At 37.7% G+C, this 24,913-nt stretch carries 26 protein-coding genes and 1 tRNA gene; 17 read left to right on the plus strand and 10 right to left on the minus strand.

Features of this window, described 5'->3' with window-relative positions:
- The first annotated feature begins 34 nt into the window (after positions 1-34).
- The 5 genes from EHR07_RS19095 (at position 35) to EHR07_RS10215 (ending at position 3,586) form a co-directional block, all read left to right on the plus strand.
- Positions 35-184, plus strand: coding sequence for a hypothetical protein (locus EHR07_RS19095; RefSeq protein WP_012387282.1), 150 nt, complete (start codon positions 35-37; stop codon positions 182-184).
- Between the two features lie 2 nt (positions 185-186).
- The gene (locus EHR07_RS10200; protein ID WP_238777135.1) at positions 187-663 is read left to right on the plus strand and encodes a thioredoxin family protein; all 477 of its coding nucleotides are present in this window, start codon (positions 187-189) and stop codon (positions 661-663) included.
- Between the two features lie 24 nt (positions 664-687).
- A complete protein-coding gene (locus EHR07_RS10205) occupies positions 688-1,257 on the plus strand; it encodes a hypothetical protein (RefSeq protein WP_420871217.1) in 570 nt (189 codons plus the stop codon).
- 174 nt (positions 1,258-1,431) lie between these two features.
- A complete protein-coding gene (locus EHR07_RS10210; RefSeq protein WP_135744991.1) occupies positions 1,432-2,862 on the plus strand; it encodes a flavin-containing monooxygenase in 1,431 nt (476 codons plus the stop codon).
- Positions 2,807-3,586, plus strand: a complete 780-nt coding sequence (locus tag EHR07_RS10215) for a M23 family metallopeptidase (RefSeq protein WP_135744992.1) — start codon at positions 2,807-2,809, stop codon at positions 3,584-3,586. The genes EHR07_RS10210 and EHR07_RS10215 overlap by 56 nt, the downstream gene beginning before the upstream one ends.
- 23 nt (positions 3,587-3,609) lie before the next feature.
- Here EHR07_RS10215 and EHR07_RS10220 read toward each other — a convergent pair whose 3' ends face one another.
- On the minus strand, positions 3,610-3,921 hold the full coding sequence (locus EHR07_RS10220) for a hypothetical protein (RefSeq protein ID WP_135744993.1): 312 nt from the start codon (positions 3,919-3,921) through the stop codon (positions 3,610-3,612).
- Between the two features lie 79 nt (positions 3,922-4,000).
- Entirely contained in the window at positions 4,001-5,593 is a 1,593-nt protein-coding gene (locus EHR07_RS10225; protein ID WP_135744994.1) for a sodium:solute symporter family protein, read from the minus strand.
- Between the two features lie 178 nt (positions 5,594-5,771).
- Here EHR07_RS10225 and EHR07_RS19100 point away from each other — a divergent pair, with 178 nt between their 5' ends.
- From EHR07_RS19100 to EHR07_RS10275, 11 genes are all read left to right on the plus strand, one after another.
- Positions 5,772-5,915, plus strand: a complete 144-nt coding sequence (locus tag EHR07_RS19100) for a hypothetical protein (RefSeq protein ID WP_002972181.1) — start codon at positions 5,772-5,774, stop codon at positions 5,913-5,915.
- Positions 5,916-6,033: 118 nt separating this feature from the next.
- On the plus strand, positions 6,034-7,206 hold the full coding sequence (locus EHR07_RS10230; protein WP_135744995.1) for an ACP S-malonyltransferase: 1,173 nt from the start codon (positions 6,034-6,036) through the stop codon (positions 7,204-7,206).
- The gene (locus EHR07_RS10235) at positions 7,206-8,162 is read left to right on the plus strand and encodes a helix-turn-helix transcriptional regulator (protein ID WP_135744996.1); all 957 of its coding nucleotides are present in this window, start codon (positions 7,206-7,208) and stop codon (positions 8,160-8,162) included. The genes EHR07_RS10230 and EHR07_RS10235 overlap by 1 nt, the downstream gene beginning before the upstream one ends.
- Positions 8,163-8,171: 9 nt before the next feature.
- Positions 8,172-9,083 carry a 4-(cytidine 5'-diphospho)-2-C-methyl-D-erythritol kinase gene (locus EHR07_RS10240; RefSeq protein WP_135744997.1) on the plus strand — a complete coding sequence of 304 codons (912 nt, stop codon included), beginning with the start codon at positions 8,172-8,174 and terminating at the stop codon, positions 9,081-9,083.
- Positions 9,084-9,087: 4 nt separating this feature from the next.
- Positions 9,088-9,163: transfer RNA gene (locus EHR07_RS10245), tRNA-Gln, on the plus strand.
- Positions 9,164-9,190: 27 nt separating this feature from the next.
- A complete protein-coding gene (locus EHR07_RS10250) occupies positions 9,191-9,952 on the plus strand; it encodes a sugar phosphate nucleotidyltransferase (RefSeq protein ID WP_135744998.1) in 762 nt (253 codons plus the stop codon).
- The gene (locus tag EHR07_RS10255; protein ID WP_135744999.1) at positions 9,949-10,890 is read left to right on the plus strand and encodes a ribose-phosphate pyrophosphokinase; all 942 of its coding nucleotides are present in this window, start codon (positions 9,949-9,951) and stop codon (positions 10,888-10,890) included. Before EHR07_RS10250 ends, EHR07_RS10255 begins: the two co-directional genes overlap by 4 nt.
- A 17-nt stretch (positions 10,891-10,907) precedes the next feature.
- The gene (locus EHR07_RS10260; protein ID WP_135745000.1) at positions 10,908-11,540 is read left to right on the plus strand and encodes a 50S ribosomal protein L25/general stress protein Ctc; all 633 of its coding nucleotides are present in this window, start codon (positions 10,908-10,910) and stop codon (positions 11,538-11,540) included.
- Between the two features lie 19 nt (positions 11,541-11,559).
- Positions 11,560-12,123 carry an aminoacyl-tRNA hydrolase gene (gene pth / locus EHR07_RS10265; RefSeq protein WP_135572293.1) on the plus strand — a complete coding sequence of 188 codons (564 nt, stop codon included), beginning with the start codon at positions 11,560-11,562 and terminating at the stop codon, positions 12,121-12,123.
- 29 nt (positions 12,124-12,152) lie between these two features.
- Complete coding sequence (gene ftsH, locus EHR07_RS10270) at positions 12,153-14,105, plus strand: ATP-dependent zinc metalloprotease FtsH (protein ID WP_135745001.1); 1,953 nt, start codon at positions 12,153-12,155, stop codon at positions 14,103-14,105.
- Positions 14,106-14,113: 8 nt separating this feature from the next.
- On the plus strand, positions 14,114-14,572 hold the full coding sequence (locus EHR07_RS10275) for an EVE domain-containing protein (protein WP_135745002.1): 459 nt from the start codon (positions 14,114-14,116) through the stop codon (positions 14,570-14,572).
- Positions 14,573-14,661: 89 nt separating this feature from the next.
- On the opposite strand, the gene EHR07_RS10280 is transcribed toward EHR07_RS10275, so the two are convergent.
- The 5 genes from EHR07_RS10280 to EHR07_RS10300 all read right to left on the minus strand — a co-directional run bounded on the left by EHR07_RS10280 (position 14,662) and on the right by EHR07_RS10300 (position 20,058).
- Positions 14,662-15,057 carry a response regulator gene (locus EHR07_RS10280; protein ID WP_135745003.1) on the minus strand — a complete coding sequence of 132 codons (396 nt, stop codon included), beginning with the start codon at positions 15,055-15,057 and terminating at the stop codon, positions 14,662-14,664.
- Positions 15,050-17,086 carry a sensor histidine kinase gene (locus EHR07_RS10285; RefSeq protein WP_135745004.1) on the minus strand — a complete coding sequence of 679 codons (2,037 nt, stop codon included), beginning with the start codon at positions 17,084-17,086 and terminating at the stop codon, positions 15,050-15,052. The genes EHR07_RS10280 and EHR07_RS10285 overlap by 8 nt, the downstream gene beginning before the upstream one ends.
- 114 nt (positions 17,087-17,200) lie before the next feature.
- Positions 17,201-18,043: a CAP domain-containing protein gene (locus EHR07_RS10290; RefSeq protein ID WP_135745005.1), complete on the minus strand. Its 843-nt coding sequence runs from the start codon at positions 18,041-18,043 to the stop codon at positions 17,201-17,203.
- An 8-nt stretch (positions 18,044-18,051) separates the two neighbouring features.
- Entirely contained in the window at positions 18,052-18,624 is a 573-nt protein-coding gene (locus tag EHR07_RS10295) for a hypothetical protein (RefSeq protein WP_208739747.1), read from the minus strand.
- A 48-nt stretch (positions 18,625-18,672) separates the two neighbouring features.
- A complete protein-coding gene (locus EHR07_RS10300) occupies positions 18,673-20,058 on the minus strand; it encodes an SLC13 family permease (protein ID WP_135745007.1) in 1,386 nt (461 codons plus the stop codon).
- Between the two features lie 107 nt (positions 20,059-20,165).
- Between EHR07_RS10300 and EHR07_RS10305 the strand changes: the two genes are divergently transcribed.
- The gene (locus EHR07_RS10305) at positions 20,166-22,586 is read left to right on the plus strand and encodes a 1-acyl-sn-glycerol-3-phosphate acyltransferase (RefSeq protein ID WP_135745008.1); all 2,421 of its coding nucleotides are present in this window, start codon (positions 20,166-20,168) and stop codon (positions 22,584-22,586) included.
- 43 nt (positions 22,587-22,629) lie between these two features.
- On the opposite strand, the gene EHR07_RS10310 is transcribed toward EHR07_RS10305, so the two are convergent.
- From EHR07_RS10310 to EHR07_RS10320, 3 genes are read right to left on the minus strand one after another with little or no spacing between them, the layout of a single operon-like run.
- A complete protein-coding gene (locus EHR07_RS10310) occupies positions 22,630-23,112 on the minus strand; it encodes a DUF4442 domain-containing protein (protein WP_135745009.1) in 483 nt (160 codons plus the stop codon).
- Complete coding sequence (locus tag EHR07_RS10315) at positions 23,109-24,002, minus strand: DMT family transporter (RefSeq protein WP_135745010.1); 894 nt, start codon at positions 24,000-24,002, stop codon at positions 23,109-23,111. The genes EHR07_RS10310 and EHR07_RS10315 overlap by 4 nt, the downstream gene beginning before the upstream one ends.
- Entirely contained in the window at positions 23,999-24,907 is a 909-nt protein-coding gene (locus tag EHR07_RS10320) for an AEC family transporter (RefSeq protein ID WP_135745011.1), read from the minus strand. The genes EHR07_RS10315 and EHR07_RS10320 overlap by 4 nt, the downstream gene beginning before the upstream one ends.
- Between the last annotated feature and the right edge of the window lie 6 nt (positions 24,908-24,913).

A 24,913-nucleotide genomic window follows, 5' to 3' on the forward strand; every position in this document is an offset into this window, starting at 1 on the left:
TGACAGAAAGGAGAGGCAAAAGAATCTGGTTGGCATGAACGCAAAAACAGCAAAAATTCTCGGCAAATATGCAACCTTCAAAGGTGTTTCAGAAAAACAATTGAAACGTGATTGGTTGTCTCTTTCCCATATTGAGAAAGATAAAAAAAGACAAGAAATCCTTAAAGAAATCGCTAAGAAATAAGATTGGCGGAAGATTTCTTCCGCACCGTTTTTATGGAACGCAAGTTTCACATTCTTTTCACTCTCCTTTTTTTCGGATCTTCCTTCCTAAGCCTTTCCCATTGTTCCAAACAAAGTGACATAATACTTTCTCAATACGAAGAAAGTCTGGCGATTGCCAAGGACTCAAACCGAAAACTCATCGTGGTTTTTGGTGCTGACTGGTGTCCCGATTGCAGAGCGTTGGAGGGAATTTTTCGGGAACCAGAACCGAAGGCCCTACTCACAGAGAATTTTTTAATCCTAAAAGTGGACGTGGGCCGCTTTGATAAAAACCTAAGTCTAAATGAAAAACTAGGGAACCCGATTGAAAATGGAATCCCTGCTCTCGTTGTCATTGACCCAACAGGAAAAATTCTTACCTCTACCAAAGGAGGAGAATTCTCTAACGCCAGTAAGATGACAAAAGAACAAGTTTTAGAATATTTATATCGCCTTTAGGAGAAGGTTGCCAGTGCAACCTACATGTTTATGTACCAAGTCCAAATCTTTAAAAATAACTTTGTTTCGAACTTTAAATCTCAGTCCTTTTTCAAAAATTTCATTCAATATCTAATCCTTCTTCCCATCCTTATTTTCAACTTATCTCTTTTTGCCGAGGAACCAACCACTCCACCATTGGTTCTTGGAAATACCCTTCCTGAAATCAATTATACCAACCAATGGGAAGAACCAAGCCCCATTCCTCTTGAGACAACGAAGGTCATCTTTATTTCTGATATGGATGCCAGTAAAATCATCCATCCCATTTTAGAAAAAGAAGGTAAAGGATATTTGGAAGGAAGACATGCAGTGATTATTTCAGACATTCATAAAATGCCTAGCCTCATCACTAAATTTGTAGCACTTCCAAAAATGAAATCCTATCCGTATACTCTTCGTTTGGTGAGAGAAGAAAAAGTAGCAGATCCCTTTCCAAGAACAAAAGGATCTTTAACCTTAATTCAGCTAAAAGCCGGTAAAATCACCAAAATTCAAATCACCAACTTGGAAACAGAGATTCGTTCTTTTTTGGAAACACCACAGGGCAAATAAATTAGCTATTTTCGTATTTGTTTTTAGAGAACCTATTCAAAGTTTAATGCCATTAAACTAACATTTACTGAAAAAACTAATTTTTTACATGGAAATGTAAAATCGTCTTGATAAAGACATTCTATATTGTAAAAATCTCTCCCTAAGTCTATTTTTAGTTGTGAGAGAAATACTATGGCATTTCCTAAAGTTTGCGTCATTGGGGCCGGATCTTCCGGTATAACAGTCATTAAATCACTTAAGGAAAATGGAATTCCTTTTGATTGTTACGAAAAAGGAAGTGATGTAGGTGGGAACTGGCGTTACAAAAACGACAATGGTCTCAGTAATATTTACAAATCCCTTCATATCAACACACACCGGGATCGTATGGAATACCGCGACTTTCCGATGCCAAAAAATTACCCAGACTACCCGAATCACGAACCTATTCAAAATTATTTTTTATCTTATGTAGATCACTTTGGACTTCGCAAACACATCCAATTCAAAAATGGAATCAAAAAAGCAGAACGCACTGAAGACGGACTTTGGAAAATCACTCCCGAAAAAGGACCAACCAAATACTATGACGCGTTAGTCGTTGCCAATGGGCATCACTGGAGTGAACGTTGGCCGGATCCTGCCTTCCCTGGGAAATTTTCTGGTCAAGTAATCCATTCACATTCCTATGTTGATCCAAAAACACCTGTTAACTGCGAAGGAAAAAACGTAGTCGTCCTAGGAATGGGAAATAGTGCGATGGATATTTCTGTGGAACTTTCGAGGCCTGGGGTTGCCAAAAAAGTTTTTTTATCGGCAAGACGTGGTGCTTACGTCATTCCCAATTATCTTTTTGGAAAACCTTTAGATAAATTAACCGAATACACACCACATTGGGTTCCTTTTTTTATCCAACAAACACTTGCTCACCTACTCATTCGTTTTGGGGTTGGAAAAATGGAAGACTTTGGTTTGCCAAAACCAGATCATAAATTTGGTTCCGCCCACCCAACCATCTCTCAAGATTTGCTTGTTAGGTTAGGACGAGGGGATATCAAACCAAAGCCAGTCATCACAGAACTCAAAGGGAAAAAAATCGCCTTTGCCGATGGAACCGAAGAAGAAGCAGATGTTCTCATTTATTGTACGGGTTACAATATTAAGTTTCCTTTCTTTGATGAAGATTTTTTATCAGCACCAAATAATTATATTCCTCTTTATTACAAAATGATCAAACCAGGAATTAATAATTTGTTTTTTGTCGGCCTTATGCAACCGTTAGGTGCGATTATGCCACTCGCAGAATGCCAAGGAAAATGGATAAGCCAATATCTTACTGGAAATTATGTATTACCTTCTAAAGAGGATATGGAAAAGGCCATCGAACGCGACCAAACAAAAATGCAAAAAAGGTATGTGAGTAGCACACGCCACACCATCCAAGTGGATTACGATTCATTCCTTTATGAGATGAAAGAAGAAATGGCAATGGGCAAAAAAAGATCGGCAAAACTCGGAAACCATTTGCCAATCGAAGCACGAGCGGAATTCCTTTCGGAAGGACGTCATGATTCTTCTAAACCTTCGAGATCTTCTAAAAAGAAACTGGTTCGCAGCAGATAACTTTTATTTTCCTTTCTTTTTCACAATCTGTCTTTCTCTCCTTGGGACAGGTTGTGTTTCTAAAGGTTATTCTTACCAAGGAAACCCTTTGTTCGGTTGGATGGAATCTTCAGGCGAAGTCCGTACCACAGACCCCTTTCCCATATTAAAACGTTATCCTACTTTCCAAGCCACAGACTTTGAATTTCCTGTAGGGGGGAAGTATGCAGAAGGATATTACTTAGCCCAAAAGTTCGGAGCCGAAAATGGAAAGTTTGGTGGTAGAAAACATTTAGGCGAAGATTGGAATGCAATGACGGGAGGTGATAGTGATTATGCGGCTCCTGTTTATTCCTTTGGGAATGGAGTGGTTTCCGAAATTGCCGACTATGGCGGTGGTTGGGGAAAGGTGGTTCGGGTTGTCCATTATCACAATGTAGGAAATGGAAAGTTTTGGTATTTAGAATCAGTTTATGCTCACCTTCATACCATTGACGTTGAACCAGGACAATTGGTAAAAAAAACAGAATGGATTGGAACCATTGGAGATGCTGGTGGCAATTATCCGGCACATCTACATTTCGAACTCCGTTCTAAAATTGGTGGGTTGTTAGGTGGGGGATATGCCCTGAAAACTGATGGTTTTTTGCCACCAACCAGGTGGCTTATGCAGTACGGGCCAAAGGATAAATCCTTTTCTGAAGAGAGTTTTCAGTATCTAATCGAAAAAGGGGGAACTCTCTAATCGATAGTTTCTAATTTATGAAATTAAAAACTACTGATAAAACTCAACACTTCGTCTTCTTTTTCGGCATTTGTGTCATAAAAATTACAATGGATTTCATATAGAGGTTCATTCTCTACTTTTTGGCACTTTAATATTTTCACAAGAAAGTCAATAGAACCGGTCATAGAAATCATTTTTAAGGAAATTTTCATAATGGAAGGCACCTCAATGTCATAAGGGTGAAAAAACATAATCCCCCTGGCACTGATATGTTTCTTAGAATCATAATCCTTAAGTTGTTCCAATTGAATTTCGAATGTAGCTGGAATTTCTGTGTAATGATTTGGCTTCATAGGCTTGGTATATACTGCAACAAACATAGTAAATTGATACTCTCATTCAATTACTATTTTATTACGTTCCTATAAATCTTTATGCAAAAATGATATTAAAACCAGCAAGGAGGACAATCAGTCCAACACCCCAGGCTAAAATTCTTGGATCCCAAAAGGGATTGGATTGGTCTCTATCGGAATAGATCAAACCTTTAAGGTCCTTATTTGGATCTTCCTTCTCGATAAAACTCACGATCACCATTGTCACAAAACAAACCAATCCAGAATAAATAGCTCCATAAAAATTAGAAACCATATCCGATTTGTAATATACTACTTCTAATGAATATAATAGAAAATGAACAAGCCCAGTTCCCGTTCCGAGTAACATCCCGTAAAACGCACTCCATCCGGAAGCTCTCCGCCAAAACATTCCTAACAAAAATATAGAAATGAGCGGAGCACTAAAAAAGGAAAATAGTAACTGAATATAATTCATAATATTCTCAAACTGCATGGCAATATAAGATGCAAAAATTGCAAAAAAGATCGCAAACATGGTGGAACGTTTTCCTATCTTTAAATAATCTTCATCTTCTTTATTTTTATGAATGTATGTTTGATAAATATCATAAGTAAAAATAGTATTCATTGCAGTTATGGAACTAGACATACCAGCCATAAAAGCAGCAAGGAGTGCTGTAGTCCCAAGACCCAACATTCCCGAAGGATAAAAGTTCTTTAATAATATTAAAAAACTTTTATTATATTCACCGTTCATTTCTTTAGAAAATTCTGTTAGTGCAATTAACCCAGGTATTACGGTTAAAAAAGGTAAAAACAATTTGAACATGGCTCCAATGAGTGGAGTTCTTCTGGCTGCCCTATAATCTTTTGCAGCCATTGCCCTTTGCACTTCCGTAAAACCACAAGTCCAATAAGAAAAAGATAATACAAATCCAAGTCCCACCGTAACACTTAACAAATCCCAACCTAGTTCATTCTGTCCGTTGATAAGCCCATGCCACATATGTTTGTGTGAATTTGGAATTTTTTGCATAAGCCCATCCCAACCACCTAACCTTGTTAAACCGATAATCACTAGAGGAAACAAACCAAGAACCGTTAAAAAAAATTGCATGACTTCTGTATAAATAGATGAACTTAAACCCCCAAAGTATGTATAAACCAAAACAATGGCTGCACTAAACAGAATAGAAAGATGAGGGTTCCAACCAAACATGGTTTCAAAAACCAAAGACAATGAATAAAGATAAATTCCAGAACCAAGAGCCAAAGAGAGTAAAGTGATCAGTGAATTCAGCAAATGCGCCGGTCGATTGAAACGGTAACGAAGGTATTCAGGAACACTTCTGATTTTTGAGGAGTAATAAAAAGGCATCATAAAGATCCCGAGAAAAATCATCCCTGGAATCGCCCCTAAATAATAAAAATGGAAAGTCAAAAACCCATATTCGGCACCACTGGCGCTCATTCCTAAAAGTTCAAGGGCAGAGATATTGGCAGAAATAAAGGCAATTCCCGTAATCCAACTGGGAATCATGCGACCTGCCAGAAGAAAATCGCTCGATTGGTTCATGGACTTTTTGAGAAGAACCCCAATCACAACCATAAATCCAACAAAAACCAAAAGAATCAGATAATCGATGGGAGCGAGGGTGACAAACATACGCTCGTAAGAAACGAGAAATTGGTGCTTTGTAAAGAGGAAATCCCGAATCCAAACCTTTTGTGATTATTTTCCTTCAAAAAATTCCAGACCGACCGACATTCAAGGTAACTCTTTGACCGAAAAAGACTTTTCGAATTATGTCACATTGATAGATTCGGAACCACCAGGAGGATCTATGTTCTATCTTCTTTTAGCCCTTCTCCACGAAGACTATTCGTCTGGAAGAATCGATTTTTCTACCTATTTCGAAAATACTGTCCTTCTTGCCCTAGACCACGAACGCATTAAATCCAATCTCGAACAAAGCAAAGCCGCTTAATTTTAAATCTTACATAAGAAACCTGGGATTTCCTGCCAGGTTCTCTACGGAATTTTCTCCTTGTTCTAGGAAGTCCGATCTGTACGGTAACAGAAAAATCATATCTCAGGAAGATTAAATGACATCGGCCAAACTCCTTACTGCCACCCTCCAAAATTCACAAAAATTTTTCCTTCAATTTGGAGGACAGGGTTCACCTTATCTCAAAGAACTCGTAAAATTATACGCAGAACCAGAACTCAAAGAATTTTTCGAAACAAGTTTCAAAACCATTGCTGAAATTGCTGCTCGTGATGGCAAAAGTCCACTCCTTAATGAAGGATTTGATTTCAAATCTTGGATTGAAAATCCAGACGGCGCTCCTTCTGAAGATTATTTAGCTCGCGCACCGATTTCTGTTCCGGGAATCTTTATGACTCAAATTGCTAATTACGTTTTGGTTTCAAAACGTGGTTATCCAACTGCGGAACTGATCAAAGCAACCGGTGCTGCCAGTGGACATAGCCAAGGGGTGATTGCCTCTGCCCTTGTTGGCCTAGGAAAAGACGGAGCTGATTTCCTAAATGCATATTCTGATTTTTTAAGATTTGTTTTTTATTTAGGATTTAACGGACAAAAAGTTTATCCTAACTTTGTAGTCTCAGAAGAAGTAGTAAAAGAAAATGAAGCCAATGGTGACAAAAACCCAGCACCTATGGTTGCAGTGATTGGTTACACAAAAGATGAGTTAGAAGAAAGAGTGAAAAAAACTAATGATTCTCTTGGACTCAAAGGTCAAGACACAGTTTTCATTTCTCTTTACAACACTCCAGATTCCATGATTCTTTCTGCACTTCCTTCATCTCTTCTTGCATTCCGTAAACAATGGAAAGCGGAAATGGACGAAAAGAAATTTAAGTTTGTTTATTTGAAAACAACTGCACCTTTCCATTGCCCATTTATGGAAACATCACTTGATAAATTCAATGCAGAAGATGCATCTGTGGTTCCTTTCCCATACACTGGTGCTGATCTAAAAGTTCCTGTATATAGTATCTTTGATGGTCACAACTTACAAAAAGACGGAAACCTTCGAGACATCCTTTTTAAAATGGTCCTTATTGAGCCACTTTACTGGGATTTGGCGATTGCTCCTATTTTCAATGACAGTGCCATTAACACCATCATTGACTTTGGACCAAGTGTTGTGAGCCAAAGACTTACTGGTGGACACTTAAAAGCAAAAAATATCGAAAAACAATCATTATGCGCATCTAATGCAAAGGAATTAAAAGTAATTCTAGAAGCATAATGAATCCATCCACTGCTCGGGCCGCTTCCAAATTAAATTTAATCCGCCTTCTGGCTTCCCATCCGGAAGGGCTTGGGTTAGAGGAAATTCAAAGTGTCACGGGTCACAAATCAATCGCAGCCCTCAAAAAAGATTTGGGGGAACTGTATATGATTGAGATGTATCCTTATTCACCGACCGATGCCGTGGATTTAGATTTTGATGGGAAGAAAGTAAAAATACGACTCCCCGTTGCCGTTGATTCCGCACTCCCTCTTTCTCCAAAAGAATGGTCATTTCTTAGATCTCTTCTGGTTTCCCAAAAAACTAAAGAAGGCTCCGAACTCAATCGTTCCATTTTAAACAAAATTGATTCGGTCATTCCTTCCGGTGATTGGTCACCTTATCAAAAAACAAAAGAAACCATCATAAAAGCGATAAATGACAAAAAAACACTAACGATTGTTTATTGGAAAAGAGATACAAAGGAAAAAGAAACTAGAACCTTGGCTCCTTGGTTGTTGTGGGAAGAAAATGATTCTTATCTTTTGGCTTATGATTTAACAAAAGAAGGATTCCGATCCTTTCGTTTGGATTTTATTTTAAATATTGTCATAGCAGATACAAAATACCCAACTCTTCCTGATACCGCAGAAGAATTTCTGCAGGGTTTTAAACAACTGTTCGGTAACGATAAAGAAAACAATACATATGCAAAGTTATGGATTACTGATTCTGCTTCTTACCATTTAGGATTGAAACTTAACCTACAAACAACAGGAAACCAAAAACAAATCGGGGATACTTTATATCGAGAATTCCAAGCACCGATCCGAGATCAAAACTGGTTTATTCAAACTATTTTAGGATACGGCACATCTGTCCTAGTTTCCGAACCTCTGGAAATTAAAGAATCCATTCGGTTTCATTTACAATCCATCGCACTATCGAAACAAAACCTTACCACTCAGTCTTAGGATTTTTATTTGGAAACCATAGCGAAGGGAAAGATTAACATTGGTTTGATGATTCCCTATAAACGGGAAGATGGACTTCACGAAATACGGAGTGTCTTTGTCCCTATTAGTTTTGGGGATCCGATGAAAATCCAAATCACTGCCAATACAAACTCTCCCGATTCGGAAATACACCTAACATCGGAAAATTATCTTCATGGGTATCGGCATTCCAAGTTTGAAGAAGTCTCGGAAAGAGGTGATTTTACTCGAAATCTTCTTTATAAAGCCTTCCAAAAAATTTCGGCCCACCTTCGGGAACCTGTTTCCATTTCGATTTATCTAAAAAAATACCTACCTCCCGAAGGGGGAATTGGCGGCGGGAGTAGCAATGCCGGGCTTTTCCTGAAGGAAATCTTTCCTTGGACCCAACTTTCCAAAGAAGAGGAGATTTCCCTGGCAAAATCCGTTGGGGCCGATGTCCCTTTTTTCCTCCAATCCTCCCCTTGTTTTGTGAGTGGGATCGGTGAGGTGCTCGAACCTATAACTGTGAGCCAAGGGACAGGGATTTTGGCCATTCCACCCTTCGGACTTTCTACAGCTTCTATGTACGCAGGCCTTCAAAAAAGTTTACAAAAACCCTATGGTTCCCAAGTATGGAAATCTCTGGCAGAGGATTTAATTCGAAGTCTTCAGGTCGGGGATTGGGCATACCTGCAAAACAGGCTCGAGAACGAGTTTGAAAAAATCGCTTTTCAGACCCAACCCTTACTAAAGGAATTGAAATTAGGGTTCTATGAGTCGGGAGCAGTCTATGCCTCTTTATCAGGTTCGGGTTCTTGCTTTTACGGCATTTATCCATCCGATAGGGAAAGAGACGAAGCCCTTTCCATTGTCTCTAATCGATTTCCTGATATGGAATTTCGAACGTTCTCTTTTTAGAAACTGGCCTGTAGCCAAGCGGTAAGGCAGCGGTTTTTGGTATCGCCATTCCCTAGGTTCGAATCCTAGCAGGCCAGCCAGTTTTAAAAGATCCGATAGAACGAACGATGAACCTACATAATACTGTAACTGCTGTTATTTTGGCGGCGGGGAAAGGAACTCGAATGAAGAGTGAGCTTCCCAAGGTTGCGGTTGTACTGAACGAATCTCCACTTTTAATTCACGTTCTTCGAAATATCGAATCCGCCGGCATAGGCCGAAAGGTAGTGGTTGTCGGTTACCGCAAAGATATCGTTACCGATATCGCAAAATCATTTCCCGGTGTGGAATTTGCAGAACAAACCGAACAATTGGGAACTGGCCATGCAGTGATTTCTGCAGAGAAACAATTAGCACCATACACTGGTTATACGATTGTTGCTTGCGGCGATGCCCCACTTATTTCAGCTAAATCATTTTCCGAACTCATAGAGCTTCACAAAGCCAATGGATATTCTGCGACTGTACTTTCCGCTAAGATGGAAAACCCAACAGGATACGGTCGTATCATTCGTTCTTCCGATGATGGCAGCCTTTTAAGAATTGTAGAAGAAAAAGATGCAAGTCCTGAAGAAAAGGCCGTTAACGAAGTAAATACAGGAACTTACTGTTTTAATACAGAAGATTTGTTTACTGCCTTAAAACAAATCGGCAACGACAACGCACAAAAAGAATATTACCTGACAGATGTGATCAAAATTTTCAGATCTTTGGGGAAAAAGGTCGGTGCAAAAACTTTGGCAAATGCTTTAGAAAGCCACGGTATCAATTCTCCTGATGATTTGGCTCTTGCAAAACAATATATAGATAAAGGGTTGGTTGGAGTATGAATCCCAGCGAAGTAGTTGTATTTTCTGGAAATGCAAACAGACCTCTTGCCGAGGAAATTTGTAAACACTTAAACATTCCGAACGGCCAAATCTCAGTCAAAAGATTTTCCGATGGAGAAAGTTCTGTAAAAATCGAAGAAAACGTTCGTGGACGTGATGTATTCGTAGTACAATCCATTAGCTTTCCAGCAAACGACAGTTTGATGGAACTTTTACTCATTATTGATGCCGCAAGAAGAGCCTCTGCTCGTAGAATCACTGCAGTCATTCCTTATTATGGATATGGACGCCAAGACAGAAAAGTGGAACCAAGGGTTCCGATTTCTGCTCGTATGGTTGCCGATTTAATCGAAACTGTTGGTCCAGATCGTGTTCTCACAATGGACTTACATGCTGACCAAATCCAAGGATTCTTTCGTATTCCTGTGGATCATTTGTATTTTTCACCAGTCCTTGCTGAGTACATCAACTCTCTTAATATGGAAGACCTTGTGATTGTTTCGCCAGATTCTGGTGGAGCCGAAAGAGCACGTAACTTTGGCAAAAAAGTAAACGGATCTCTTGCCATCATTGACAAACGTAGACCAAAAGCTAACGAGTCTGTGGTGATGCATGTCATTGGTGAAATCAAAGATAAAAACTGCTTATTACTCGATGATATGATTGATACAGGTGGAACCATTGCCAAAGCAGCCACTGCATTGTATCAAAATGGAGCAAAATCGGTATTATGTTGTGCCTCTCACGGAGTTCTTTCCGGAGAAGCACCTGCCAAATTGAATGAAGCCAACTTCAAACAAATTGTGCTCTCAAATTCTATCGTCATTCCGGAGACCAAAAAAATAAATCACTTGAAAACGCTCTCCATCGCCCCACTCTTTGCTAAAGCCATCGAGCGGATTCATAACGAAGAATCAATCTCTAGTCTGTTTTCATAACTTTAAGGAACATAATCATGGAAAAAATCAGTATCAAAGCACAAACAAGAACTTCTAAAGGAAAAGGTCCTGCTAGAAGAATGCGTGTGGAAGGTTTAGTACCGGCAAACATCATCGGAAACGGTGAAGCAAGATCGGCAAGTGTTGTCGAAAAAGAAATCCAAAGACTCATCGACTCAGGAATTCGTAAGGCAACTCTTATTGACCTCGAACTTGATGGTAAAACAGAAAGAGTTTTCGTAAAAGAAATCCAAAGATTTCCACACACTGGCCAAATCCGCCATATCGACTTCTTTAAAGTAACTCCTGGTAAAAAGATTCTTACAACAGTAGCTATCAAAACAACTGGTGTTGCTAAAGGTTCTAAAGCAGGTGGACAGTTCGAACATTTAGTTCACGAAATCAAAGTTAAATCTACTCCAGAAGACTTAACTGACGTAATTACTTTAGATGTAAGCGGTTTAGATATCGGAAATATGATTAAAGTTTCCGAGTTACCACACCCTGCTTCTTGGGAAATTCTTGTGAATGGTGATCCGATTGTTGCTTCTTGTAACAAAACAAAAGCGATCCTTGCTGCTGAACGTGCTGAAAAAGCGGAAGCAGATAGCAAAGGCAAACCAGCAGCTAAAAAAGCGGCTAAGAAGTAAGAACAACTTTTAAGAACCAATGAAGTTAATTGTAGGGCTAGGAAATCCTGGCGATAAATATAACAACAATCGATCTAACATTGGTTTTAAGATTCTCGATGTCATAGCGAATAACATTGGCATCGAAATCAAAACTAAAAAGAAAAAATCGCTCATCGGTCGTGGTGACTTCGAAGGGGACGAAGTGGTTTTACTCAAACCACAAACCTTCAGTGACCTTTCTGGTGAGTCGGTTCTCTATATTGCCTCCTTTTTAAAAATCCAGGTAAAAGACATCGTTGTCATCCATGAGGACGTCGGGTTAGAACTCGGCCAAATTGTGGTCACCAAAGGTGGTGAAAATGACGTCAACCCTGGGGTCAACTCGGTTTCTGTCTCATTACGATCCCCCAATTTTATACGAATTCGGATCGGTGTTCTTAATTCAAGCTTCGATCCTAAAAAAAGAGAAGAATTTTTACGTGAAGATTTTGAGCCATTAGAGAACCTGAGTTTGATACAGATCATCAATGACGCCGAAGCGGCGATTCGTTCCATATCCATGGGGGATATTGACGAAGTGATTCAGAAATATCACCTTTGATTTCAGTCTAATCATCGAGAAGTCTTTACATGAATAAAAACATCAAAACCGTATTTCTATTTTTACTCGTATTCCTTGTCATTTTGGCAACGGTTTATAAAGGTCAGGACTTCGCCGGTAAACCCGACGAAATCAGTTATTCCGATTTTTTGAATATGGTGGAACCCATCGAAGGGAAAAAGCCAATTGGAAAAATTACTTCCAAAGATGGAAAGGAAACTTCCGCCAAACAACAAATCATCATTGATCGCGAACTCATTGAAGGTTGGTATATTCCTGAAAATAGTAAGGACAACAAACCAAAACTTTTCAAAACAAACGTAGCACAAGTAAACGATGATTTGGTGACAAAACTTCGTAAGTCACGTCTTAGTTTTACTGCGAAATCTACAGAAGAAAATAAATTTTGGAGTGTTGTCTCTGGCATCATTCCATGGTTATTTGCTCTCGGTATTATTTGGTTCATTATGATGCGCCAACTCCAAGCCTCTGGCAACAAAGCATTTACCTTTGGTAAGTCTCGTGCCAAGATGAATGTGGATCCAAAAGTCAAAGTGACTTTTAACGATGTTGCTGGATGTGAAGAAGCAAAAGTTGAATTACTAGAAATTATTGAATTTTTAAAAGATCCAAAAAAATTCCAAGCCATTGGTGCAAGAATTCCTAAAGGTGTTCTGCTTGTGGGTCCTCCAGGAACTGGTAAAACCTTACTGGCAAAAGCGGTTGCTGGTGAAGCGGGAGTTCCATTCTTCTCCATTTCTGGATCTGACTTTGTCGAAATGTTTGTGGGTGTGGGAGCTTCTCGTGTCCGTGATTTATTTGACCAAGGAAAAAAGAATGCACCTTGTATCATCTTTATCGATGAGATTGATGCTGTTGGTCGTCTTCGTGGTGCAGGCCTCGGTGGTGGACACGACGAGAGAGAACAAACCCTCAATCAGATGTTAGTCGAGATGGATGGATTTGAAATGAATGAAGGTGTGATTGTCATGGCGGCTACAAACCGTGCCGATGTCCTTGACCCAGCCCTCCTTCGTCCCGGTCGTTTTGACAGACAAGTGATTGTGGACCTTCCAGATCTCAAAGGTCGTGAAGAAATTTTAGCAGTCCATGCTAAAAAAGTTCCTTTAGTTTCTGACATATCTCTTAACTCTATCGCACGTGGAACTCCTGGATTTACAGGTGCGGATCTTGCCAACCTCATCAACGAAGCAGCCCTCCTTGCCGCACGTCGTAACAAAAAACGTGTGACCCAAGAAGAATTAGAAGAAGCTCGTGATAAAGTGATGATGGGACCAGAACGTAAGTCTATGTTTATCTCTGATAAAGAGAAAGAAATGACAGCGTATCATGAAGCAGGCCACGCATTACTTGGCACCTTACTGCCGTATACCGAACCAGTTCATAAAGTAACCATTATCCCACGTGGACGTGCCCTTGGTCTTACTCAATCTCTTCCTGTAGAGGACAGACATTCTTATCGCAAAAACTATTGTTTGGATCGCATTGTGATGTCTATGGGTGGATACATTGCCGAAGAACTGATCTTTGGTGATCCTTCCAATGGATCTTCTAATGATATCCAACAAGCAACGAACATCGCTCGTCGTATGGTTTGTGAATGGGGAATGTCTGAAAAACTAGGAACTATACATTACGGTTCAGGGGAAACCTCTCCATTTATGGGAAGAGACTATGGGCATACAAGTAAACCTTACTCGGAAGAATTTGCTGCAATGATTGACCAAGAAGTCAAACGTATCGTCCAAACTTGTCTCGACAAAGGTCGTGATTTGGTGAAAAAGAACCAAAAGAAATTGGATGCCATTGCCAAAGCCCTTCTTGCAAAAGAAACGATTGATGCACAAGAACTAACTGATATTGTTCAACCTTCTTTTGATAAGTTCTCTGATTCCAAATCGGGATTAGGATCTAAAAAAGGAAAAGGATCTTCGACAACAAAACCAGCATATTCTGCTTAAACACATAGATGAAATATTGGCTCTTTAAAACAGAACCAGATGTATTTTCCATCGACGACCTAATAAGAGAAAAACTCTCTTATTGGGAAGGTGTTAGAAATTACCAAGCACGTAATTATCTTCGTGACGAAGTGAAATTAGGTGACTTGGTTTTATTTTATCATAGTAGGCTCGATCCACCGGGAATTGTAGGTATTGCAGAAGTAGCAAAAGAAGCAAGCCCAGACCCTTACCAATTTGATCCCAACCATAAGTACTTTGATCCCAAATTAAAAGGAACTGAACCTAGATGGTATGGAGTCCACTTAAAACCTCATACCAAATTTAAAGAGTTAATTCCTTTGGATATTCTGCGTAATACAAAGGGCCTTGAGAAAATGGTGGTAACTCAAAAAGGATCAAGGTTATCGATCCAACCAGTAACCAAAAAAGAATTTGAAATTATAGTGAAAATGGCTTTGAAGTAAAAATAACTTTTATATCGTTCCTTAAGAGAAAACCATTCCTTGAATGGTCTCCATATACCTACTGACTTCCCACCGAAACCAACCAAACTTTAGTTCATTTCGTAAATGATCTCTCTTAGTTTATCGATGGTGATCGGTTTAATGATATAATTTCCTCGTAAATTGTATTTTTCTGCTCTTTTTAAATCGTCCTCATCAGAAGAACTTGTGACGATATATATGGTTATTTTTTGATCCAACGAAAGAGCAGAGATTTCATCTAAGAACTGCCAACCATCCCAAATTGGCATATTCAAATCTAATAAAATCAAATCAGGCAAAGATTCTGAACTAGAAATTCGAGAGACAAGCATGTCATATGCATCTTTCCCATTTTGGCAAACTACGGTCTGTTTTACCATACCGGAAAGGGTGATGACTTGTTTTGTCAAAAAAAGATGAACAGGATCATCCTCCACAACGCAGGCTAAATTGATTTCATTCATAGGGTAAAAATACAGTAAATTTTGTACCAACTCCTACTGTACTTTCAACCTCAATTTTTCCTCCCATGGTCTCTATTTGATTTTTTGAAATAAATAATCCGACTCCCCTGGCTTCTTTGTTTTCATGAAAAGTTTTGTACATTCCAAATAACTTATCACCATGTTTCTTTAGATCAATCCCTTGGCCATTGTCCTCAAATTGAATCGCAATCATTTTTTCTTTTATGAAACTTGATATTTTCAAATAACTATTTCGATCATTCGATTTATACTTGATGGCATTGGTAATCAAATTTAGCACAATGCTATCTAAATAAGCAGGAATCCCGCGAACCAATAATTGATTCGGAAAATTGATTTCAATTTTTAACTTTGATTCTATAATTTGGAAACTCAAACTTTCGACATTTTTTTGTATGATTCTAACAAGATCCACAAATTCATAATTTTCTTGAGTTAAATTTACTTTAATAACTGCAGTCAGATCTTCTATCGTCCGTTTTAAATTTTCTGTGGCTCCAAATAATAACTGCATCATTTCATTTTGAAAATACTCAGGGAAGGAGTTTTGCAAAATTTCCATCATTCCGCTAATTCCAAAACTATGTGAACTCAAATTATGTGACACAATGTTCGTGAAATTTTTCAATCGATGGTTTTGTTCCTTGGTAATGTCTAATAAAGATTGAATCTCTGCTTCAGCTTTTTTCTGTTCAGTAATATCAACAGCGATGCCAAGATAACCTACAATTTGATCGTTCTGTTTTACAACTGTAACAGACAATAAAACTGGAAATGTGGATCCATCCTTTCTCTTGTAGGTCCATTCCAAGGTAATTGGTTTTTCAATATTTGCATAGTGAGTAAATATTTCGAATCCAACAAACGTTCGATTGTATTCTTTGGAAAGTAATTTGGCTTTTTCTTCGATTTCACTGTCAATGTGTAAAATTTTTGGAGTATGTTTTCCGACTAATTCTTCAGAATCATAACCTAACATCTTTTCGGCTCCACGATTAAAGCCACTAATCATTCCATCTGTATCTGTGCTAATGATTGATACGAGAGTACTTGCATCTAATATTGCCTGATTTTTTGCTAAAGCTTGTTTTAGTTTATCTTCAACTAACTTTTGTTCTGTAATATCAACAATTTGAGAAATAAAATTGATTACTTTTCCATCTTCATTTTTTACTACAGAAACGGCCAAAATAACATACACGATGTTTCCATTTTTCCGGAAATACCGTTTCTCCATTTGGTAAAATTTTCGTTTATCTGAGATAAGTTCCTTAAGATAAGTTAAATCTGCATTTAAGTCTTCAGGGTGTGTGATGTCTTGAAACGTAAGATTCATAAATTCTGACTCAGAATAACCTAAGATATCGCAAACTCTTTTGTTAACTTTTAGCCATCTACCGGTTTCATCGAGTAAGGCCATCCCAATGGCTGCATTATCAAAATTTTCTCGAAAAGCATCTTCACTAATCCGTAGACTTTTTTCCATTTTTTTGATTTCATTAATGGCTTGCTCTGTTCCGAAAACAGATAACGATTTTTCACTTGGAGTATTTTTAAATAAAATTAATTCATTGGTTTGTAAACTTACAGACGCATTTTTTTCACATAACAACATCTTTACTCTCTCGGATAGCTCACGAAAAAGTTCAATTTGTTTGGAACTGACTTCTTTGGAACAATTGTCCAATACAGAGATTATGCCTAATAATGATCCATCTTCATGAAAGAAGGGAATGCCAATAAAAAATGTTAATTTAAAATCTACTTTGGCTTTCTGAAAATTTATTACACTTTGGTCTTTAGTGAAATCTTCTATGATAACAATGTCTTTTGTTAATTCAAGAACTTGTGAAGACAGAGAGACTAAGCCAAGAGTTTGATTCTTGGGAATTCCATAACTCACATTGAAATAAATTTCGTTTCTGTCAAAAGAGGCAATCAGCGAATATTTAGATTCAAATAAATTTGCTGCAAATTTTGCTAAAAAATCATATTCGCTGATTTCCAAAAAGACATCTTCCTTATTTCAAACTTAAAAAAAAATGGCAGGTTCAATAATTATCTAACCTATATAAATTTCCATTTTTGTACGTTTATTTTTATTTATTATTGAAAAGGAAAATTAAGGTTTCGCTGTAAATACTTGAACCGCTTTTACTTTGTCTATGTCGTAAAATTTTTTGTCTTTGTAGAAGTAAGTTCCGGCACCCATATAAGTAAATTCAGGATTAAGAATATTTTTTCTATGGCTTGGTGAATTAAACCAAGTTTCAACAACAGATTTAGCTAAACTTAAGTAAGTATGGTTAGGAATGGGAGTCCCCGCTTTTGTATAACTAAAAAATGGACCACCATTTTGTATTGGTGTAAAAACGGCACGTCCCCCTTGGTATTGAATTCCAAAAGAACTAATGATATTCTCAGCCGAATAAGTATCTGAAATTCCTACCAAATCTAAACGATCACGTAAGGTTTCTTTTCCGTTTACTGTACTGGTATGAGAAAAAAAATCATAAGTGACCATGTCTTGTGCATGTCCAAAAGCAGCCTGTTCACATTTTTCAGAATACTTAAATGGACGAAGGCCAAGTGATTTTCTTTCTTTCGAAGTTACATAAAAAATTGCCGCATTTAATAAAGGATAATCTACTTTTGAAAAATCGATATTAGCGTTTGCGGGAGCGTATGAAGGAAAAGTATCTTCCGTAAATGCATCGTATTGTTCTACTTTCCATTTGTCTGAATCTGGAAGTTCCCTTCCATCTTCGATACTTTCTAAAAATGCTAAATTAGGATCTTGTGCCTCTACTACCTTTTCTACTGGTTCCGGCTTTTTAACTTCAACAACAGGAGTTTTTTTTACGTCCGGAGTTTTACAAACAAAAGTAAATATACTTAAAACAAAAATCAAAGGTAAACATTTCCATTGAATATTTGTTAATTTTAAATGTGCAAAAAATTTCATAAAGTCTCCTATAAGTAACGATTATAATCTTGTACTACATTGTGTATAAGATTTTTTTCTTTGTTAAATTGAATTGTCTTAGCTTCCTTAATTCCAGTTTCCCAAATAAACATAAAAGGAACCCCAAATAAGGTGGAATGTTTCTGCCTATATTTCTCACGACCAACCAGCTTATCATTAAGATAAAAATCTGCATGTAAAACTCTTTCTTTGGAGTATATGGATGGCAAAAGACCAGCAGTACCTAACATAAACAAGGTGGAAATGGAAGAAATCCAAAAGTGTTCATACTCATTCACCTCACTTGTATACAAATCAATGTGGTGATTCGCTCTCACTCCATCAGATAACACTCGTCCGAAATTTCCTGTTTCCATTAAATATTTTGTATAAATGTTTGTGATTTCTCTTTTGGTTTTATCGTTTTCTGGAGTGGACACTTTGATGGTAAGAATCGCAATGGGTTGTTTGAATTCTGGCCTTAAAATGATAGGAACATCTTCACTCATATAGTTGTAACAGGAGAGAAGAAAAAATGGTACAAATACGGAGAAAAATCTAAAATTCCGAATACATCGCATAATTCGAAAGTAAAGTACTAGAAGTTTGAGAGAGGAAAAGTCTTTTTTTTAAAACTTAGAAAAATCGACAATCTCCAAGATATGTAACATAAACCCTCCAATGGACACAAATAAGGTCCATGCAATCACGGATATGATACCCCCTACCTTCAACATCTCGATACTTCTGATTCCACCATAACTAAAGGCCAAAGCATTGGGTGGCGTCGAAACGGGGAGTGGCATGGCAAGCGAAGCCCCTATGGTAGCACCGATGGCAGCTGGTAAAATAAGATGCGAGGGAAGACCCATAGTGATTGGCAAAATTAAATTGGCGACACTGGTGTTACTTAAAAAACAAGAAAGCCCCAAAGAAAGTAAGGAAAAAAATAAAAATAGACCAAATTGACCAGAATCGCCTAACATAAAAACTTCGACAAAATGTTTTGCAAGGCCTGTTTCTTCAAAAGCTTTCCCAAGTGCAATTCCTCCTCCCATAAGGATTAATACATCCCATGAAAGGTTACGAAATTCTTTTAAGTCCAATAGTCGAAATCCAAAAAATACAATTACAGGAAACAAGGCGACAGTGCCGTTAGAAATCCCGTGCCAATCAGAGGTGATCCAACCTAGAATCGTAATCGAAATAATCCCCAAAGCTATGGACCTATCTCGTTTGGAAAGGGAATCATCGATCACTGAAACTTGAATGGAAGAAATTGAATTTCTAGATTGATCCTTTTTTAAGTACACAATGTACAATAGTATAGCAAGTGCCAAAACGGAAAGGATGAATACAGGAAAAGCAAATCCCATCCAATTCAAAAATCCAAATTCCAATCCTCTTTCCTGTAAATATCCAATTCCAATGACATTGGGAAGTGTTCCAACAGGTGTCCCGATCCCACCCAAATTGGCCGAGAATGGAACCATAAAAAGGAGTGATTTCCGTAAAGGATTATTATCTTCTAAAGACTTCATCATAGAGGAAACAAGTCCAAGCATCATGGCTGCTGTGGCAGTATTATTCATAAAACAGGACAAAAATGCGGTAGCAAAACCTAAGGAAAGAACCAGTAAAAAGGCTGAACCTTTTGTTTTTTGGATCACAAACCTAGCAATCGAAGAATCTAAACCATAAAAGGTGATTGCTGAAGAAATCACAAATCCACCTAAGAAAAGTAAAATGGTCTCTGAAAAATAACAGGAAAGAAAAGTAATCGTTTTTGGTGCTCCCGGTCCCCAAGTCGGAAGTAACCAAACAAGTTCCAAAAATAGAACTAAAAAACCCGTAACGTAGAGTGGAAAAAGTTCTGTCACCCAAAGAAAGGAAACTACGAGAGCAATCGCCAAATTGACCTCTTGCGGACCAGAAAGACCAAGCCACATTTGATACCAGCCAAATAGGGCCGGAATTATGGACAGACTTAAAAATACAATACCAGCTCGAATCATTGTGACTTGACGATTTACACTCTCCTGATACCTTTTCGATAGACTCGAATCGTTTCAAGCAAACAAAAAAAGTGAGATTTCTCTTCGATTCGTATTGTTAATTTTTTATGCAAATAGCCTATAACGACTTAAAACATGCAGTTCTCGGAAGTGGCCCAATGGGTATTATTATGGCTTCCTTACTGGCACAAAAGTTTGATCCTATCACTCTCTGGATTCCAGACAAAGAATTTGTAGAGGTTCTAAAGAAACGCCGTCAAACAGAGATTATGGGAAAAACAGTAGATCTTCCCGATCATATTGATATTGTTTCCAGTTTAGATTCTTTTGGAAGAGATGACTGGGTTTTCCATATTGCCGTCCCTTCCCGGTCTTTTTTAGATAGTGTCCATTCCCTTTTGGATGTTTTAGAACCAAACAATAGCTATGTGTTTTCATTTTTAACCAAAGGTATATTGGATTCCAAAAATAGAAAAAAAACAGGATTCATTACTTATTCGCAATATTTACAAAACTATCTAAAAGAAAGAAATTTTTCGAATTCATCCGTTGCCGTAGCCAATGGCCCTTCCCTCCTTGGAGAAATTTTAGAAGAAAAATTTAGTTTTTTTAACATTGGATCTTACGAAAAAGAAACATCGGAGTTTCTTGCCGAAGTCCTCACTTCAAATTTTATCAATACATCAGTTACCGATGATGTTGTAGGAATGGAAATTGTTGGTGTTGCTAAAAACCCAATGGCCATTGCTAGCGGCATTGTTTCTCTCCTCCCTCGTTATGGTGCAAACTTACTTGGAGAAATTTTATCTGTAGGATTTCAGGAAGTGAGAGACCTTGCCATGCGTTATGGTGCAAGACCCGACACAGTGATGGGAAGATCAGGACTTGCCGATTTTATAACAACTGCTACTAGTAATAAAAGTAGAAACCGTGGATTTGGACAAAAGATTGTCGGTGAACTTTTGTCAGGTGGTGAAAAACTAAGTATCAAAGATAGAATTGAGATATTCTTTGCACCAAGATCCTTTATCGAAAGAGAATCTACTAAATGGCATGATAACGTGGAAGGAACTTATGCACTTAGTATTCTGATTGAACTTGCCAATGAAATTCGTCTGCCGTTTACCTTACACAGAACTCTATTTGATGTTCTAACAAGAAAACAACCACCAGATGCTTTAATTGATTTGATTTGCGGTAAAAAAACAGAATCGAAAAACATTCCACTGGTGGTTCAAAAGAAAGTAGGACTTAACTTAACATCTGGAATTGATTTTCAAAATTTGCTTGTAGATCGAATTATCAAACATATCAGCAATGTCCCAGGTACTGTTGGTCGTGTTAAAAAACAATCTTCAGCCGTTATTGAATCTACGCAAAAAAGACTTACCAAAGCCACTCGCAAAAAACAAAAGTTAGATGAGGTTAAGTTTGCATCAGAACTTGAAATTTGGCAGAGATTCCAAAATTGCCAAAAAGATGAAGAAAATGCTCTCGTTAAGGAACTCGTTCGTTTCTATGTCACAGAAATTGCAGATAACTATAGCCCAACCGTAAGAGAATCCATCCTTAGATTTGTTGCTCCAATTCGCCTTTTCTCTGGTGGGTTTCTAAAAGGATCGATGATTCCTCATATCGGTGGAAAAACGGAAGTGGTAAAAGCACTGTCTTCTAAATACAATTTATTGTATGCTCCTACACATAGATCTCATTTAGACTCAGTGGAAGTTGCTTATTCCTTATTTCACTTAGGATTACCTGTTCCTCGTTATGCGGCAGGCATTAATTTGATGTCCAATCCTTTTTGGGAATGGATGTTAAAGTCACTTGGTGCCTATGCAGTCGATCGTGAACGAACACGAAACAGTTTGTATTTGGAATGTCTTACTCTGTATTCACAGGTGATGTTAGAACAAGGAATTCCATCTCTTGTTTATCCAGAAGGAACTCGTTCGAGGACAGGAGGAATTGTTCCTGTTAAAACGGGATTACTCACAACTGCTGTGAATGCATTCCGTAGTTCAGGAACAGAGATAGTCATCGTACCAATTTCTGTATCCTATGAAACTGTTCCGGAAGATAACCAGTTTTGCAATATTCCAGAAGAGTTGGGTATGGCGGGATTTCTTGCTAAACGTTCCAATGTATATGTAGAGTTTTGTGATCCAATTCCGATCTCTGAATATGCACATACAGAAGATCCAACATTGGAACTTAGTTACCGCATTACAAAAGGTTGGAAACAGTATCATAAAATTTTACCAAATCAAATAGTTGCAAAAATTTTGGTAGAGAATGATTTTTCTGTCGAACTAACACAAAGTAAAATGTTAGTCGAAGATTTTATTTCTCGCCATAATGGGAATTATCTCATCAAAGATGCCGATGAAGTTTGGGAAAAAGGTAAAAAGATTTTGGAAAAACGAAAGATGATTGAGGAATCCAATCGAGTCGTACATTCCAAAAATGATGCGTTACTTTCATACTATGCAAGTATGATCCCAGAAGATGAAGACAAAAAATACTAAACGGGAAGATACGAAATAGTAAAAAAGTATTCTTTTTTACTATTTATCCATTTTGAACGGGGAGTTTTCCCCGTTTGCGAATATAAACTGTCTTTTCTAGTTTTGCAATGGTCTCTCCCGCTTCGTTCTTTACATCCGTGGTAAAAAGATAATCCCCTTTTTTCTTAACTTCGATTTCCTCTTTAATCCTTTTTATCTCTGAATCAGGGATTCGAAATTCGGCGATCACCTTCCCCATTCCTGGTTTGACAAAAATCATATTTCCAGCTTTGTCCCAAACAATATAGTCCGATCCTAATCGTTCTAAAAGGATTAACATAAAAAATGGATCACACATGGAATATAAGGATCCACCAAAATGAACTCCCACATAATTCTTGTTATAGAAACGCAAGTTCATTTCTGAACGAAAATAGGAAAAGTCTGGAGCAATTTCTTTAATGCGAATCCCAGCTCCTACGTAAGGTGGGTAAAAGTTATATAACCAAATTTTGAATCTTTTTTTCCAAGATGTAATTTTTTTCAAAGATTTGGTTCCTTTCTCTTTTGTTTCGAATTAATTAAATATACGGCGAGGATGGCCAAGGCTCCCCCGATGATCACAGGAATTTGTATCACTTCATTCAAAATCAAATAACTACTCAAATAGGCAGAAAGAGGGACAATAAAGATAAAACTACTCGCAATTTCGGAACCAAGTCTAGTTGCTGCATAAAAATAAACAGTGGTTCCAAAGGTAGTAGAGATCACAGTTAAATAAAAAATGGAAGCCCAGAAGGAAAACCCTTCCTCCCATACTTTCCAAAAACTCGGATCATTAAAACAAAATAGAAGTTCAATGATAGATCCCACAGCATAAACATAAAAACTATAAGTCACCGGAGACATCGATTTTCCGGTGGACTGGCTATTGAGAGAAAGTGTTGCCCAAACAAAAGAACATAACAAAAAGAATAAATTACCAGATAACAATAAATAATCGATACTTATCTTCCAGACTTGTAAAATTACAAGTCCACCAATAAATCCAAAAAACAATCCAATGACTTGGCGTTTAGAAATTCGTTTTTTTTGTACAAGCACAACAATGAAAAAAGTTACAATAGGGTTGAGGGTAGTGACAAGGACTCCTCCTGCTCCCGGAAGGCCATTTTTTAAACCCAGAAAAAAGAACTGATTGTAAAAAGTATAAATGATACCGCCAACAAGAACATTCCAATAATCCTTTCCAGTTTTGAGTTTAAAGGGAATTTTCATCACAACAAGGAGAGGAATCACAGAAAGAAAAGTAGCAAGGAATCGCCAAAATACTAAGACCGAAACTGGAACCGTTCCTGCGATCATTTTACCGATGGGCCAAGAGATTCCCCAAGAGACCATCGCGAGGATGAGTAAAAGTAAAAATTTTAGGTTCAAATGTAGTTTCCTTTCAACAAAAAGTTAAGAACGTATGTGGTGCCAAAGGAAATAGGAATTCCAATTCCCAACATAAGGCTTGCTAAATGAGGTGAAATATTTTTTTCAATTGTGATCACTGTAGAAGTGACCATTGGAGCCATTGCCGATTCCAAAACTATCGTTTGGAAAAGTAATGTATCCTCTTTTAATGGAGAATAAATCCAATACACGATGATTGGTGCGAGAATAAGTTTAAACCCAAGACCTAAAGCCAATACCTTACCATGGCCTGCAATGGTCCGCATATCCAACATAAAACCAACGGAAACCAAAGCAAGAGGAGTGAGAGTATCACCTAATCGAAGTAAAACAAGCTTAAACGCATCCGGATAAGGAAATTGCCTGGTGAGAATAGCAATAAACAAAGCATAAATAGGAGCAAATCCCAATACTCTTTTCACGAGAGTGGTTAAGTCCCATTTTCCATCCATAGCAATCGAAGCCAAAATGATTCCAGGAAAACTGAGAACCATAAAGGTTCCCAATTGGTCTGCCAAAATTCCGTAACCTAAAGATTCTTTGCCTAAATATGTTTCAAGTAATGGAAAACCCACAAAGGATGTATTTCCAAGCCCAGCAGTTAACACCAAACAGACTGCAGTATGAAACTTTAAAAACTTTAGTTTGTACAATCCAAGAAAAAAAACAACCGCTATCCCAAAAACCACCCAAGGCATAGAAGAAGGCAAAAGAGAAGTAACATCTACTTTTAGTTCATGGACATGATACAAAACAAGAGAAGGTAAAGAAATAAAAAGGATAAACCCGTTTAAAACCTTGGGCGTGGATTCAGGAAACTGAGGAAGTCTTCGGAAAAACAACCCCAATCCAAAACAAATTCCTAACAGTAAAAAATTTTCCATACTTTA

The sequence above is a fragment of the Leptospira bandrabouensis genome (genome assembly GCF_004770905.1).
Taxonomy (GTDB): Bacteria; Spirochaetota; Leptospiria; order Leptospirales; family Leptospiraceae; genus Leptospira_A; species Leptospira_A bandrabouensis.

Coding starts and splice junctions, on each gene's coding strand:
- EHR07_RS10280 (WP_135745003.1), bottom strand. CDS start 15,057: ATGAATGAAATCAATTTAGCCTGCGTTGTGGAGGATGATCCTGTTCAT.
- ftsH (WP_135745001.1), top strand. CDS start 12,153: ATGAATAAAAACATCAAAACCGTATTTCTATTTTTACTCGTATTCCTT.
- EHR07_RS10305 (WP_135745008.1), top strand. CDS start 20,166: ATGCAAATAGCCTATAACGACTTAAAACATGCAGTTCTCGGAAGTGGC.
- EHR07_RS10290 (WP_135745005.1), bottom strand. CDS start 18,043: ATGAAATTTTTTGCACATTTAAAATTAACAAATATTCAATGGAAATGT.
- EHR07_RS10250 (WP_135744998.1), top strand. CDS start 9,191: ATGAACCTACATAATACTGTAACTGCTGTTATTTTGGCGGCGGGGAAA.
- EHR07_RS10210 (WP_135744991.1), top strand. CDS start 1,432: ATGGCATTTCCTAAAGTTTGCGTCATTGGGGCCGGATCTTCCGGTATA.
- EHR07_RS10205 (WP_420871217.1), top strand. CDS start 688: ATGTTTATGTACCAAGTCCAAATCTTTAAAAATAACTTTGTTTCGAAC.
- EHR07_RS10230 (WP_135744995.1), top strand. CDS start 6,034: ATGACATCGGCCAAACTCCTTACTGCCACCCTCCAAAATTCACAAAAA.
- EHR07_RS10225 (WP_135744994.1), bottom strand. CDS start 5,593: ATGTTTGTCACCCTCGCTCCCATCGATTATCTGATTCTTTTGGTTTTT.
- EHR07_RS10220 (WP_135744993.1), bottom strand. CDS start 3,921: ATGAAGCCAAATCATTACACAGAAATTCCAGCTACATTCGAAATTCAA.
- EHR07_RS10295 (WP_208739747.1), bottom strand. CDS start 18,624: ATGCGATGTATTCGGAATTTTAGATTTTTCTCCGTATTTGTACCATTT.
- EHR07_RS19095 (WP_012387282.1), top strand. CDS start 35: ATGAACGCAAAAACAGCAAAAATTCTCGGCAAATATGCAACCTTCAAA.
- EHR07_RS10275 (WP_135745002.1), top strand. CDS start 14,114: ATGAAATATTGGCTCTTTAAAACAGAACCAGATGTATTTTCCATCGAC.
- EHR07_RS10255 (WP_135744999.1), top strand. CDS start 9,949: ATGAATCCCAGCGAAGTAGTTGTATTTTCTGGAAATGCAAACAGACCT.
- EHR07_RS10300 (WP_135745007.1), bottom strand. CDS start 20,058: ATGATTCGAGCTGGTATTGTATTTTTAAGTCTGTCCATAATTCCGGCC.
- EHR07_RS19100 (WP_002972181.1), top strand. CDS start 5,772: ATGTTCTATCTTCTTTTAGCCCTTCTCCACGAAGACTATTCGTCTGGA.
- pth (WP_135572293.1), top strand. CDS start 11,560: ATGAAGTTAATTGTAGGGCTAGGAAATCCTGGCGATAAATATAACAAC.
- EHR07_RS10235 (WP_135744996.1), top strand. CDS start 7,206: ATGAATCCATCCACTGCTCGGGCCGCTTCCAAATTAAATTTAATCCGC.
- EHR07_RS10260 (WP_135745000.1), top strand. CDS start 10,908: ATGGAAAAAATCAGTATCAAAGCACAAACAAGAACTTCTAAAGGAAAA.
- EHR07_RS10215 (WP_135744992.1), top strand. CDS start 2,807: ATGATTCTTCTAAACCTTCGAGATCTTCTAAAAAGAAACTGGTTCGCA.
- EHR07_RS10320 (WP_135745011.1), bottom strand. CDS start 24,907: ATGGAAAATTTTTTACTGTTAGGAATTTGTTTTGGATTGGGGTTGTTT.